Source organism: Microcystis sp. M109S1 (assembly GCF_020247025.1).
Classification (GTDB): Bacteria; Cyanobacteriota; Cyanobacteriia; order Cyanobacteriales; family Microcystaceae; genus Microcystis.
Genome location: NZ_JADBRW010000263.1, coordinates 1 through 13975, shown reverse-complemented (window position 1 = coordinate 13975; position 13975 = coordinate 1). Strand labels below are relative to the sequence as shown.

Here is a 13975-nt window from a genome sequence, read left to right as displayed (position 1 = left end):
TGTCAGTCTGTAGAGCGACCATAAGACCAGAACAGATTTACTCTGTTAAGGCAGGTGCGGAACCCCGCAAGGGAAAGAAGCAGAAACCTAAATCGTGAGGTTTGGGAATCACCGTCCGTTTACGGCGGTGAGGATGTCAATGTTTAAGTCTTGAAAAGTAATCTAGACAAGAATTTTAGACCCTTAGTCCCTTGACTAATGAATATCCTGAAATACCTTCAGAATCAAGGTTCTAGATCTAGATGACAGTTCCTAGTTTTTTGTGATATTATTATGAGGTAAGCCTTAAAAGCCAAAGACGATTAAACTTGCCGTAAAATTCGGGTAACACAAGCGTACTTGCCTACTCGGTTATTAAGGGGAGACCTAAACGGGCAGTTGTTAGCTCAAGAATACCCGTCGGCTTAAGGCGGGGATTATCAATGGTATTTACTAGATTTCAACTATGACAGTTACTGAAACTCAAACAAGAAGAGCCGTCCTCTGCCTCCGCCCCGGTCAATTTGTTGTTACGCCTTCGATTGATCAAATTGCCACCCGCGCCTTACGTTATCTAAACTCTGGTTTTTCCATTCATCTATGTGGCCCAGCAGGAACGGGAAAAACCACATTGGCAATGCATCTGGCCAATTGTTTAGCCAGACCTGTGATGCTGCTCTTTGGCGATGATGACTTTACCAGTTCCGATTTAATTGGTAGCCAGTCTGGTTATACCCATAAAAAACTGACGGATAACTATATCCACAGCGTTCTCAAAGTTGAAGACGAGCTAAAACACAATTGGGTGGATTCTCGGTTAACAATGGCCTGTCGCGAGGGGTTTACCCTAGTTTATGATGAGTTCAATCGTTCTCGACCTGAGGTCAACAACGTTTTACTCTCTGCCTTGGAAGAAAAAATTCTCACCCTGCCGCCAACTAGCCATCAACCCGATTACCTACAAGTCAATTCTCAATTTCGGGCAATTTTCACCTCCAACCCAGAAGAATACTGTGGGGTTCATGCTACCCAAGATGCTTTAATGGATCGGTTGGTAACCATTAATATGCCTGAACCAGATCAACTGACTCAGACTGAAATTCTTGCCCAAAAAACGGGGATTGGTCGAGAAGATGCTTTATTTATTGTCAACCTCGTCAAAAACTTTCGTTTGAAAACTGCGACTGAAAAAACGTCAGGTTTGCGCTCTTGTTTAATGATTGCTAAAGTCTGCGCCTCTCACGATATTGTGGCCAACTCCGATGATGCCGACTTCCGTGATATCTGCGCCGATGTTCTCTTGTCCCGCACAAGCTTACCTATTGATAGCTCAAGAGCTATTTTATGGGAAATCCTCGACGACAATCTGGTAGAATCCTTATCCGTTGGAGATGAAGAGGAGCCTTCCGATGCCCAAGCGTCAACTTCTGAGCCTTCCACAGGAAATCAATCGATCAAAGCCATTCAATCTTTACTGCGAACGAACTTGCTGAAGCAAAAAGACTAGATTTTATACTCTTATTGGGTGAAACCAACCGTGACTTCTTCCACTTTTGCTGGCTCGCTCAAAACCCAATCAAACAACTCCCTGAAAACAGCAACTCAAGGTTCGAGTTTGGCGGATATCCTTGAACGAGTTTTAGATAAAGGAATTGTGATTGCTGGCGATATTTCAGTTTCGATCGCCTCCACTGAACTTCTAAATATCCGCATTCGTTTGTTAATTGCCTCTGTTGATAAAGCAAGGGAAATGGGAATCAACTGGTGGGAAGGGGATCCCTACCTCCATAGCCAATCCCAAGCTTTACTAGCAGAAAATCGGGAACTTTCACTCCGACTCCAAACCCTAGAAACCGAGCTTGAAACCTTAAAATCCTTAACCCAATTGAGTGCAATGGAGAGCCATGATCCCAGTCCGAACGATGAAGCACATTCCTCAGATGCGTGAAATTCCTCACTTGAATCCTCAAAGGTTAGGAAATTTACACGAGACGATTGCCCCCCTTGATAAAGCAAGGGAAACGGCGATTAACGGCTTGCAAGGTTATCCCTACCTCCCTAGCCAATGCCAAGCTTTATTCGCAGAAAACCTGGAACTTTCACGCCGACTTCAAGCCTTAAAATCCTTAGCCAAATTGAGTGTAATGGAGAGCCGTGATAGCAGTCCGAACGAGCAGGCACATTCCTTATATACATTGAAATTCCTCCGGTAAGGAAGTTTATGCCAGTTAACGATTGCCTCTGTTGATAGAGCAAGGGAGATGGCAATTAATGGGTGGGAAAGCGACCCCTACCTCCCTAGCCAATCCCAAGCTTTATTGGCAGAAAATCGGGAACTTTCACGCCGACTTCAAACCTTAAAATCTTTAACCAAATTGAGTGCAGAGGAAAGTTGACATTGTTTAATTACATCATTATTTTCCCTCAGATAAAATTTCTTGGCCAAGCTCCCCACTAGAGACTTACCGTCAAAAACTGCTCATTTACCAATTCCAACCATGACACTTGCTTGCACACCTTACGATTCTGATAATCAAGCCTTGCTGACCCGTCCAGAAAGTAACAGCCAAGCCGGTTTAGCCCCTTTACTGTTAACTGTCGTGGAACTGGTACGCCAATTGCTCGAAGCCCAAATCATTCGCCGGATGGAAAAAGGGGTTCTCAGTGAGTCTGATTTAGATAGAGCTGCCGAAAGTATCCAAAAATTGCAAGAACAAATTCTCCATTTGTGTGAAATTTTTGAGGTTGAGCCAGAAGAGTTAAATGTCCACCTAGGAGAGTTTGGAACTCTTTTACCTGAAGCAGGGAGTTATTACCCCGGAGAGGAGGGTATTAAGCCTTCTGTGTTAGAATTAGTGGATCGACTTCTCAATACGGGAGTTGTTGTGGAAGGAAATGTTGATCTGGGTTTAGCGAAACTGGATCTAATTCATCTAAAGCTTCGTTTGGTTTTAACTTCTCAGCCGGTTTAATTTGGGAGAATACTGATGACAGTGGGTCTTTATTTATATGGAATATTTCCCGAACCAGTTCCTGACCAACTAGGTTTGCAAGGGATTGATAATGAGCCAGTTCACAGTGAGATGATTGAGGGTTTTAGTTTTCTCTACTCCCTTGCTCATAAGGAAAAGTATTTGGCATCCCGTCGCTATTTAATTTGCCATGAAAAAGTATTAGAAACTGCCATGGAAGCAGGGTTTACAACCTTGTTACCACTGCGTTTTGGGTTAGTTATAAAAAACTGGGAATCCGTCACCGAACAACTAATTAATCCGTATAAAGACCAACTGAAAGAATTATTTGCTAAACTGTCAGGCCAACGAGAAGTTAGCATTAAGATTTTTTGGGATAATCAGTGGGAATTACAAGCGGCTTTGGAGTCTAATCCTAAGTTAAAGCAAGAACGGGATGCGATGATGGGGAAAAACTTAAATATGGAAGAAATTATCCATATAGGTCAAATGATTGAAGGCACTGTATTTCAACGGAAACAAGACGTTATTCAAGTCTTTAGAGATAAATTAAATCATCGCGCCCAAGAGGTGATTGAAAGCGATCCGATGACGGATGACATGATTTACAATGCAGCTTATTTAATTCCCTGGGACCAAGAGCCGGAATTTAGCCAAAACGTTGAAGCGATCGATCAGCAGTTTGGTGATCGCCTAAGAATTCGCTATAACAATTTAACCGCACCCTATACTTTTGCCCAACTTATCTAAGGAGAGTATTTGTTATGTTTCTCGATCTTTTATTTCTTCCTGTTACCGGTCCTATTGGGGGTCTGATCTGGATTGGGGAAAAAATTCAAGAGCGTGCAGATATAGAATATGATGAGTCTGAAAACTTGCACAAATTATTATTATCCTTACAACTAGATTACGATATGGGCAACATTTCCGAGGAAGAGTTTGAAATTCAGGAAGAAGAACTTTTATTAAAAATTCAAGCCTTAGAAGAAGAAGAGGCGGCAGAAGACCAATCTGAATCTTCTCTCTAAAATTTTTCTATACGTCCCACGTTCAGAACTGACAATCTTTCCCACCCTATAGGCCATGAACAAAATCACAAATTGTAGCGGCGCTTAGTAAGGGCGGCTTTGACAAGCTCAAGAACTCGTTGAAGCTTGGTCAGAACTAGCCCTTGATTAAGCCTTAATATTCTAGGTAAAAAGCTTGGAAATTACTAGAATTATTAGAGGAGTGAGCAACAGTTTTGGGGGAATCAGGTTTTTTAGCTAAACTAGGAGGATTGACTGTACGCAAATTTTGAATACTTTGTTCTGTAGTCTCAATTTGATCTGTCACAAACGTCAGACGACTTTTTAACTGCTGAATCTGCCGCTCCATTATTTCTAATTTTTCTTGGATACGTTGTTTTTCAGTAATTAACTTATAAAGCTCAAGTTGCTGATCTGCTTCAGATTGTTTCCGAGGCATAGTGCTAATTTTAGATCTAATTGATCTGGGTGAACGAGTGGTTGTCATAACAATCCCTGAATAACTTAAAATATTCTAGCATATCAACGCCCCAATATAAAAACTTGTAAAAAATCGTAAATTTTCTTTTGGTAAACCCTATGAAATTGTACAATCTATATACTTACGCTTTTTTGAAAACCCCAATAGAAAGCCTAACATTACCCGTTGGAATGGCTAACCCATTGTTACTGATAACTGGTGGAGACCTCTCGGCTGTAGTCGAACCCGAAGTTTGTTTAGACACTTTACAAAATGATGATGAACGCTTGATTCAATCCGTTTTATGCCATGATCGAGTCATCTGTGAATTATTTCAACAAACCACTATTTTACCCTTACGTTTTGGCACATCTTTTTTAGAGGCAGAAAATTTACTGACTCATCTTTGTTCTCATGCCCAAGAATATCAAGAAAAAATTGAAGAAGTTGAGGGAAAAGGAGAATATCTTTTAAAATGTATTCCCCGTAAGCTAGAGGAGCCTGTACTCTTTTCTGAAAGCAGGGGCAGACAATATTTTTTAGCCAAAAAACAGCTTTATGAAGCCCAACAAGATTTTTATACTTTGCAAGGTTCAGAATGGCAAAATTTCGTGCATTTAGTGACCCAAAGCTATCCGTCAACGAGGATTATTACTGCTCCAGGTACAGAATCACGAATTTATCTTTTAGTTAATTTTCAAGAAGAACCTTTGCTAATCGAGCAAGTCTTGCATTGGCAGAAAGTCTGCCCCCGTTGGCAATTACAATTAGAACAAGTTTCTCCCCCCTATCACTTTACTTAACTTGATTTTTCTATGACTAACTTTAACTTGGTAAATAACTCTCTAAGTCGTTATGACACTCGACATTTAGTTATGTTTAGTGGCAAAGGAGGAGTGGGAAAAACTACTCTTTCCTGTGGATTTGCTCGCCGTTGGGCTAAATTATTTCCCGAAGAACAAATCCTATTAATCTCAACAGATCCGGCTCATTCTTTAGGGGATGTATTGCAAACAGAAGTTAGCGATCAAGCATCACCTGTAAAAGACTTATCCAACTTAAAAGTTAGGGCATTAGATGCGGAAAAATTGCTCTTAGAATTTAAAGAAAAATACGGAAAATTTTTAGAAATTTTAGTAGAACGGGGCAGTTTTGTTGAAGGAGAAGATTTAACTCCTGTTTGGGATTTAGACTGGCCAGGTTTAGATGAAATTATGGGTCTATTAGAAATTCAACGATTACTTATTGACAATGTTGTAGATCGAATTGTTGTTGATATGGCTCCCTCTGGTCATACCTTGAATTTATTGGGAATTAAAGACTTTTTAGAGATTATTTTAAATTCTCTAGAGTTGTTTCAAGAAAAACATCGTGTTATTTCGCAAACTTTTTCAAAAACCTACAATGCCGATGATGTGGATGACTTTTTAGTGAAAACACAAGCAGAATTAACCGAAGGCAAACGAATTCTACAAGATCGGGATTTTACCCTTTGTTTAATTGTGGCAATTGCCGAACCGATGAGTTTAGTAGAAACCGAACGATTGCTCAATAGTTTGCATCACTTAAATATTCCCTGCGGCAGCTTATTTATTAATCGAATTCTAACGGATCCTAAGCAAAATTTAGATCGCTATAGTGAGCAACAGCAACTCCTCGATAAATTCCTAAAAATTCCGGGTCAAGAGACAATTTTCACCCTGCCCCAACAATCAAAAGAACCCCTAGGAGGTGAAGCATTAGATCAGATCATGAGTCAAATTAAAATCATCGAAAAAGTAGAATTTACTACCCCGCCTCCTATTCAATGGCCGCAAAAAATTCTGCCGAGTTTTAGTGATTTTATTGACGACAAACGCCAACTCATTATCATTGGTGGCAAGGGGGGGGTGGGAAAAACAACCGTTGCCGCGGCCATTGGTTGGGCGTTAGCTAATCGTCATCCCGATCAAAAAATTAGAATTATTTCTATTGATCCAGCGCATTCTTTGGGAGATGCCTTTGGGACAAAGTTAGGACATCAATCCACACAATTAACTGATAATTTAAGTGGTCAAGAAGTTGATGCTGATATCATTTTAGAAAAATTTCGGGATGATTATTTATGGGAACTGGCAGAAATGATTAGTGGTGAAGGTAACGAAGAAGGAAACATCAAACTAGCTTATACTCCAGAAGCTTGGCGACAAATTGTAGCTCAATCTCTGCCAGGAATTGATGAAATGTTATCCCTAGTAACAGTGATGGATTTATTAGACCAGAAACAACAAGATTTGATTATTTTAGATACGGCTCCTACCGGTCATCTCCTGCGATTTTTGGAAATGCCAACGGCTTTAGGAGATTGGTTAAGTTGGATTTTTAAGCTTTGGATGAAGTATCAAAATGTCTTAGGGCGTGTAGATTTAATGGGACGATTGCGAACCTTAAGACAACAAGTGATGTATGCCCAGAAAAAACTAAAAGACCCCCAACATACAGAATTTATTGGAATTTTGCAAGCCCAAGATGCTATAGTTGCCGAACAACTGCGATTGACAGCATCTTTGAAAAAAATGGGAATCTATCAACGTTACGTCGTGCAGAATCGTTATCACGCTAATGAGGAAATTGATCGGGATTTATTCCCAGATCAAACTTTGCTCCGCTTACCCAGTTTACCCCGGTCAGTAGAACCTCTAGCCCGGGTAAAAGGCGCAGCAGATCTGTTATTTTAAAGGTAATTAGTCTGATCAAGTCGGACTTCTTAACCCCATCTATTACCCAGTACCCATCTTTCACTTGACTCAGGAGAAATTTTATGGCAGAATTATTCAAAGGATTTGAGCAATTAGTCGAACTGGCTAAAATCTTGGAAGAGAAACTGGAAAAAGGGGAAATTAAAACCGAAATGCAATTTAATTCTCGTCCCTTGAGTAATATTCCCCGTTCTGGCGGTATTCCCCGTTCAGGGGGGGTTTCTCGTCCGAGCAATTCTGGCGGGGATGATTTTGAGGTCAATCGCCATCGCTCATCCTCCACTGATTCAGAGGTTAAAGACACTGTGACACCGCCCGAAGGACCGACCACGGCTTCCCTTAAAGATGTTGGTGGCTTGACGGAAGTGATTAAAGAACTCAAAGAACTAATTGCCATTCCTCTGAAACGCCCTGACTTGTTGGCCAAGTTAGGACTTGAACCCACTCGCGGAGTTCTCTTAGTCGGACCCCCTGGAACCGGTAAAACCCTGACCGCCCGTGCTTTGGCCGAAGAACTCGGTGTTAACTATATTGCCTTAGTCGGACCAGAGGTGATCAGCAAATATTATGGGGAAGCCGAGCAAAGACTGCGGGGAATTTTTGAGAAAGCCAGTAAGAATGCGCCTTGTATCGTTTTTATTGACGAAATTGATAGCATGGCACCCGACCGCAGTAAAGTTGAAGGGGAAGTAGAAAAAAGACTGGTGGCCCAATTGCTGGGTTTAATGGATGGCTTTGCCCAAAGTCGAGGGGTGATTGTTCTAGCGGCGACAAACCGTCCCGACCATCTTGACCCTGCCCTCCGTCGCCCTGGACGGTTTGACCGAGAAGTCCTCTTTCGGGTGCCTGACCGCAAGGGCCGTTTAGAAATCCTGCAAATTCTCACCCGTTCCATGCCCCTAGATGAATCAGTTTCCTTAGCTCTGATTGCCGATAATGCTGTGGGATTTGTCGGGTCAGATTTAAAAGCCGTTTGCCAGAAAGCGGCCTATAGTGCTTTGCGACGCCAAGTTCCTACGATTGACTCGCAAATTCCAGAAACAATGACGGTGGTCCAAGCCGACTTTTTGCAAGCCCTTAAAGAAGTTAAACCGGCGGTATTGCGGTCTGTGGAAGTGGAGTCTCCCCATGTGGACTGGGACAATATTGGCGGACTTGAACAGATTAAACAAACCCTACAGGAGTCCGTGGAAGGGGCATTACTCCATCCTCAATTATATACGCAAACCAAAGCCCAAGCTCCCAAAGGTATTTTACTTTGGGGGCCACCCGGAACGGGAAAAACCTTATTGGCCAAAGCGGTTGCCTCTCAGGCGCGAGCTAATTTTATTAGTATTAATGGACCTGAGCTTTTGAGCAAATGGGTGGGTGCGAGTGAACAAGCGGTGCGTGAGTTGTTTGCCAAAGCTCGTCAGGCAGCACCTTGTGTGGTTTTTATTGATGAGATTGATACTTTAGCACCAGCAAGAGGTCGTTATAGTGGGGATTCAGGAGTGAGTGACCGGGTTGTGGGACAAATCCTCACGGAGTTGGATGGGTTGCAAACGGGGGCAACGATTTTAGTGATTGGAGCCACTAATCGCCCAGATGCGTTAGACCCAGCCTTATTGCGAGCGGGACGGTTGGATTTACAGTTAAAAGTTGATTTACCGAATGCCTCCAGTCGTTTAGCAATTCTCGGGGTTCATAATGATGAACGTCCTTTAGAGGATGTGGATTTAGGCTATTGGGCCGAGGCAACCGAAGGCTGGAATGGCGCAGATTTAGCGTTATTATGTAACCAAGCGGCACTGATGGCAATTCGTCGTTATCGCCATCAGGGAATGACTGACCCGGCTGAGATTCGCATTACAACGGCTGATTTTAATCATGCTTACCAACTGTTGGTTGAACAGCGTGCCAATTGATTTTTTTTCCCCCTTGCTTTAGTAGGGGGGAGAATCTCAATTCAGGAAAACCATCGTAAAAAGGAAAATTTTCAAAAATGTCTGCAATAATGGGTCTAATTAGGGCTTGCTGAATAAATCTAAAAACCTTGTTGGGTAAGACTGTTAGACCTTTTGTCAATCAAAAAGTACTGGATAGGGGAGTGATCGGGGGGAAATTTAAGCACTTTTTCCCTGAAAATTAGGTAGTTGACCACCTGAAAATGGGTAAAACCCCACACCCTACACCCCACACCCCACACCCCAACCCCCAACCCCCAACCCCCAACCCCCACCGAAAAACTTTTTCAGCAGACCCTAATTATTTATTTCCCCTCTTGCATGAGTGCCTATCCTGATATGTTACCTATACTCAACGGATTTAGTATAACTTTGTCTTGATAATTTACAAAACGATTGGAACCTGAAGAAGAAAAATTATTACGGGGTTTAACTGACAGTGTTTCTCAAAAAACTGATGTTTACTTTTCCTCTTGTCTTCTTGTTGCTAATTGGTCTAAAATTTCGGCGTGAACTTGGCGAGTAATTGGATAAAAATAGGCAAGAATTAAGCTAATGATCAGAAAAAATGCCGGTAAAGGAGCAATTGCTAGGCGAATTGCTATTAAAGCACTATCTGGCTGCAGGGGAATTGCTTCTCCTGGGATTCTCGGTTTAAAACCCGATGTTTCTAGAGCAATACCGACAAGAAATAACCCCAAAGCTAAACCAATTTTTTGCAAAAGTACCATGAAAGCATAAAAAATACCTTCTCGACGTTTTCCTGTTTCTAATTCGTCTAATTCAATCACATCGGGAACCATTGACCAAGGAATTAAATAGGCCACAGATACGCCAAATCCTGCCAAAACTGCCAAAGCATACATTAAAGTTATTTCTCCTGGTTGGAGCAAAAATAAACCAATTTGGGCAATAATCCAGAATGTCATCCCTAAAAAATAGACTATCTTTTTGTCTAATTTCTGACTAACTGCTTGCCAAAAAAATAACATCACTAAAGCTGTTCCCTGTACTGCCAAAGCGACTAAACCCGATGCTGCTTCCGATAGTCTCATGTAGCTGACGACGTAGTAAACCAAAATCGAGGCGGTTAATTGTACTCCTAACCAAGCACAAAGATAGATGCCAATAACGTATAAAAAGGGACGATTACCAAAAACTATTTTTAATTGTTCTTTCAGGGGAATAGTTTCGGTATTATTATCCGCTTCTCTCTGTTTAATTGCCGCGCTATCCTTGAGATGATTTTCAGTTTTGCCATAGTAAAGGGTTAACCCCGAAACTATCCCTTCTATTCCTAATAAAATTGTGGAAATAGCGATAAAGTCTCTGGGATTCACCCCAATTTTTCCTAGTCCATAGACCGAGGAAAGCGCACCGATAACTATAAAAGCAATTGCCAAAACTTTTTTCTGGGGAGAATTGAGAATCGCTTTTGCTCCTCGTTCTTGTAAAGCTAAAGCGCACCAAATAACTGCTATAATCGACATTAAAGCACAAACTACACCTAACAATAAAAAAGCTTGATGGAGATCGTTGGCATAGGACGATGAGACGATAATATAGAGAATTAATGAGAGAATGCTGCCCCCGATGGAAAAGGCAAAACGAAAACTATTTAAGCGGGTTCTCTCATTATAATCATGGGTTAATTCAGGGGTGAGTGCCTGGTAGGGAAGATTGACTACCGTATAGGTTAAATTAAAGATAATACCGATAAAAATATAATATAAAAATAGCCATAATTGGTTATTAGTCGGGATTAACCACAGTAAAAAATAGCTAATTCCGAAGGGAATTGACCCCAATAACATCCATGGTAAGCGACGACCCCAAATAGTACGAGTTCGATCGCTCCACATTCCAATAATCGGATCGTTAATAGCGTCGAAAATTCTCACCACCATCAGCACACTACCAGCTAATCCTGCCGATAATCCTGCCACATCAGTGAGGAAAAATAGCAGGTAAAATACCGAGATATTGGCAGTGATAGCCGGTCCCAAATCGCCAGCACCATAGGCGATTTTTGTGGTTAAATTGAGTCTTTCAGAAGTCAAATGAGCCATAAAAGCAATTACAGAGATTAAAATAAGCTTAACTGTTCTGGGGGCATTTGTAACCTTTGTCAGAGCAGTTGAGGAACTTTAATTTTTTTTGTCTCTAGTAATTCCTGAAAATATCTAGCGTTAAAAAGGGAAGATTCCCCGATGACACTGGGGACAAAGAAATGGCTTTATCTTTGGCATCCGGGAAAATTCTGACTATTTCCCCGTCCTTCACTTTTTATCTATCGCCTTGACCAGCATTATGAGCTAAACTGACTAATATCAGTTATTTTAGCTATCAGCATCGGAATTCCCCTTATTCTAGCAGTTAAGTAGGTGGGTGGAATTAAATATAAGATGAACGTAGGTTGGGTTGAAGCATGAAACCCAACTCCCGCATGGGTTACGCTACCGCTAACCCATCCTACAAATAATTGTGCCTCCCTACTTACAAGCGAGAAGATCGCCCAGATTGTTCTTTTTCGGACTGTTAGCGGTTAGGAGCTATTACTGGGGAGACGATCGAAATAGATCAAGAAAGTGTGATAGTACAGATAAGAGATCGGGGAAAATTTTTTCGCCAAACCTAAAACTTTTTGACGCTGACGTTCTATTATGCCTCATATCTTCCTATTTTTAGAGATTTTTTCCCAAGAAGGCGGTATTCAATCATATATCAAGGATGTCCTGCAAGCTTATCTCACTTTGCCCGATTGCGAGGCGGCCGAGGTTTTTTTACTGCGGGATGCCCCTGATTGTCCTAATCCTTTCAAAAATCAAGGTATTACCTTTCATTACCTGAAAAATAACTCAGCAACTCTCGGACGCATTCAATTAGCCCTTAAGTTTCTAGTTTCTCTCCTCCGGAAACGTCCCCAACGGGTTTTTTGTGGTCATATAAATTTAGCCCCCCTCACCCGTCTTTACTGTCAAGCTTTAGGCATACCCTACACCGTCCTCACCTACGGCAAAGAAGTCTGGGAACCTTTACCAAATTCCCAAAAACAGGCCCTGCAAGCGGCCGAATCGATCTGGACAATTAGCCGTTACAGTCGCGATCTTATGTGTGAGGCTAACGCTATTGATCCCAAAAAAGTAGCAATTCTCCCCTGTGTGGTGGATGAGGAAAAGTTTAATTTAGGTGAAAAGTCCTTGACATTAATCAAGAAATATGATATAGAAAATGCCAAAGTTTTATTAACAGTGGCCCGGTTGTGGTCGGGGGATATCTATAAAGGGGTAGATGTAACAATTCGGGCTTTGCCGACAATTCTAGAGACTTATCCCGAAGTAAAATATCTAGTCATTGGACGTGGGGACGACCGCCCCAGGTTAGAAGCTTTAACCAAGCAGTTAGGAGTGGATAAACAGGTAATTTTCGCGGGTTTTGTCCCGACGGAGGAATTAGCCGACCATTATCGTTTAGCCGATGCTTACGTTATGCCCTCCCGGGAAGGATTCGGGATTGTTTACCTAGAAGCGATGGCCTGTGGTATTCCCGGGATTTCTGGAGATGAGGACGGTTCAGCAGAGCCGCTGCAGGATGGTTTGGTGGGGTGGCGCGTTCCCTATCGAGATGCCGAAAAGGTGGCTCAAGCTTGTTTAGAAATTTTGGCAGGTCAGGATCAACGTTGTCACCCCCAATGGTTGCGTCAACAAACTGTAACTAAATTCGGCAAAAAGACTTTACAAGCAAAATTACGGCAGTTCATCTAATTATAACTTCATTGGGCATCGTCTCCTCAATACCGGCCACTGACTAGCCAAAACCACAACTTTGTCACTCATTATTAAGATAACTGCTATACTCCTCTATGGCTTCCCCAAAAGATTTTATTAGTCCGGTCAATTCTGGTCAAAAGTTGGTCTATCCTTTTCGCAACTATCTTAACTATCTTCACGACAAATACTCTGATTTACAGACGGGTAAGATCGCCGATTATAGCGTTTCCTGTTCGCAAGAGGTACATTATAGATGTTGAAAAGCTTAATTAGCAAAAGTTTAAGTGTGCCACACAGGTGTGAGAAACGCTATATATTCCGGAATTAGCCCTAGTGGGACTTAGACAAAAAACAAATCGAGAAAAGCCTCAACTCCAATCCCCGCTTGGGATTTACTTCGAGAAGCCCAAAATCGCTGAAACCCAGATATATCAAGGAAAATCATAAATCGAGGTTAACCCTTTGTCCCGTAATGGTTTGAGCCTTTTTTGCTGACCGAAAACGCCTAAGTCCCACTAGCAGCTCCACAATGGTTTGGTATTTCGGTAATTACCTAAAATGTCGGATGAATGCCCCCGCTAGATTTTTCAACAAGATACTCACCTTTGCGGGGGATGAAATCCGACCAGAATATTAGCAACGGATCATCGGGTTAATTCCACCATCTGTGAATAAACTGTGTTATAATCTACTTAACCAATGGTCGAGAATTGTTAGATGCTAGTCGTAGAAGCAAAGCTAAAAAACGGAACACCAGAGCAATATCACCAGCTTGATGAAGCTATCAGAACTTCTCAGTTTGTGCGTAACTCTTGTGTTCGTTATTGGATGGACAATCAAGGGACAACTCGCAATGATCTCCAAAAACTTTGTGCGGTACTAGCTAACAATAAAGAGACCCCTTGGGTAAATAAATTAACCTCTCAAGCTCGTCAATCGGCTGCTGATAGAGCCTGGCAATCAATTAGTCGATTTTATCATAATTGTCGATGCTCAGATACTGGGAAAAAGGGTTTTCCTCGGTTCAAAAAACATAGTCGTTCTGTTGAATACAAACTAACAGGCTACCAACTATCTGATGA

The 13975-nt window shown here is 41.8% G+C and carries 12 protein-coding genes and 1 pseudogene; 11 read left to right on the top strand and 2 right to left on the bottom strand.

Annotated elements, in window-relative coordinates; translation table 11 throughout:
• The first annotated feature begins 445 nt into the window (after positions 1-445).
• From gvpN to IM322_RS13150, 6 genes are all read left to right on the top strand, one after another.
• Positions 446-1486 carry a gas vesicle protein GvpN gene (gene gvpN / locus IM322_RS13175; protein ID WP_287673497.1) on the top strand — a complete coding sequence of 347 codons (1041 nt, stop codon included), beginning with the start codon at positions 446-448 and terminating at the stop codon, positions 1484-1486.
• A 30-nt stretch (positions 1487-1516) separates the two neighbouring features.
• Complete coding sequence (locus tag IM322_RS13170) at positions 1517-1927, top strand: gas vesicle protein (protein ID WP_287077465.1); 411 nt, start codon at positions 1517-1519, stop codon at positions 1925-1927.
• Positions 1884-2192: a gas vesicle protein gene (locus tag IM322_RS13165; RefSeq protein WP_287739907.1), complete on the top strand. Its 309-nt coding sequence runs from the start codon at positions 1884-1886 to the stop codon at positions 2190-2192. The genes IM322_RS13170 and IM322_RS13165 overlap by 44 nt, the downstream gene beginning before the upstream one ends.
• A gap of 285 nt (positions 2193-2477) precedes the next feature.
• Positions 2478-2951 carry a gas vesicle protein K gene (locus IM322_RS13160; RefSeq protein ID WP_287673496.1) on the top strand — a complete coding sequence of 158 codons (474 nt, stop codon included), beginning with the start codon at positions 2478-2480 and terminating at the stop codon, positions 2949-2951.
• Positions 2952-2966: 15 nt separating this feature from the next.
• Positions 2967-3701: a gas vesicle protein GvpF gene (gene gvpF, locus IM322_RS13155; RefSeq protein ID WP_287673495.1), complete on the top strand. Its 735-nt coding sequence runs from the start codon at positions 2967-2969 to the stop codon at positions 3699-3701.
• A 14-nt stretch (positions 3702-3715) separates the two neighbouring features.
• A complete protein-coding gene (locus IM322_RS13150) occupies positions 3716-3979 on the top strand; it encodes a gas vesicle protein GvpG (RefSeq protein ID WP_286823764.1) in 264 nt (87 codons plus the stop codon).
• Between the two features lie 154 nt (positions 3980-4133).
• Here IM322_RS13150 and IM322_RS13145 read toward each other — a convergent pair whose 3' ends face one another.
• Positions 4134-4466, bottom strand: coding sequence for a gas vesicle protein (locus IM322_RS13145; RefSeq protein WP_287753869.1), 333 nt, complete (start codon positions 4464-4466; stop codon positions 4134-4136).
• A gap of 92 nt (positions 4467-4558) precedes the next feature.
• Here IM322_RS13145 and IM322_RS13140 point away from each other — a divergent pair, with 92 nt between their 5' ends.
• The 3 genes from IM322_RS13140 to IM322_RS13130 all read left to right on the top strand — a co-directional run bounded on the left by IM322_RS13140 (position 4559) and on the right by IM322_RS13130 (position 9084).
• Complete coding sequence (locus IM322_RS13140) at positions 4559-5242, top strand: GvpL/GvpF family gas vesicle protein (protein WP_287673494.1); 684 nt, start codon at positions 4559-4561, stop codon at positions 5240-5242.
• A gap of 12 nt (positions 5243-5254) precedes the next feature.
• The gene (locus IM322_RS13135) at positions 5255-7156 is read left to right on the top strand and encodes an ArsA family ATPase (protein WP_287673493.1); all 1902 of its coding nucleotides are present in this window, start codon (positions 5255-5257) and stop codon (positions 7154-7156) included.
• Positions 7157-7239: 83 nt separating this feature from the next.
• A complete protein-coding gene (locus IM322_RS13130; protein WP_287673492.1) occupies positions 7240-9084 on the top strand; it encodes an AAA family ATPase in 1845 nt (614 codons plus the stop codon).
• Positions 9085-9584: 500 nt separating this feature from the next.
• On the opposite strand, the gene IM322_RS13125 is transcribed toward IM322_RS13130, so the two are convergent.
• Positions 9585-11192 (bottom strand): MFS transporter, encoded by a 1608-nt coding sequence (locus tag IM322_RS13125; protein WP_287675727.1) that lies wholly within the window; start codon positions 11190-11192, stop codon positions 9585-9587.
• 591 nt (positions 11193-11783) lie between these two features.
• On the opposite strand from IM322_RS13125, the gene IM322_RS13120 reads away from it, so the two are divergent.
• The gene (locus IM322_RS13120) at positions 11784-12887 is read left to right on the top strand and encodes a glycosyltransferase family 4 protein (protein WP_287675728.1); all 1104 of its coding nucleotides are present in this window, start codon (positions 11784-11786) and stop codon (positions 12885-12887) included.
• Positions 12888-13610: 723 nt separating this feature from the next.
• Positions 13611-13975 (top strand): annotated as a pseudogene (locus IM322_RS13115) (RNA-guided endonuclease TnpB family protein); the annotation flags it as partial.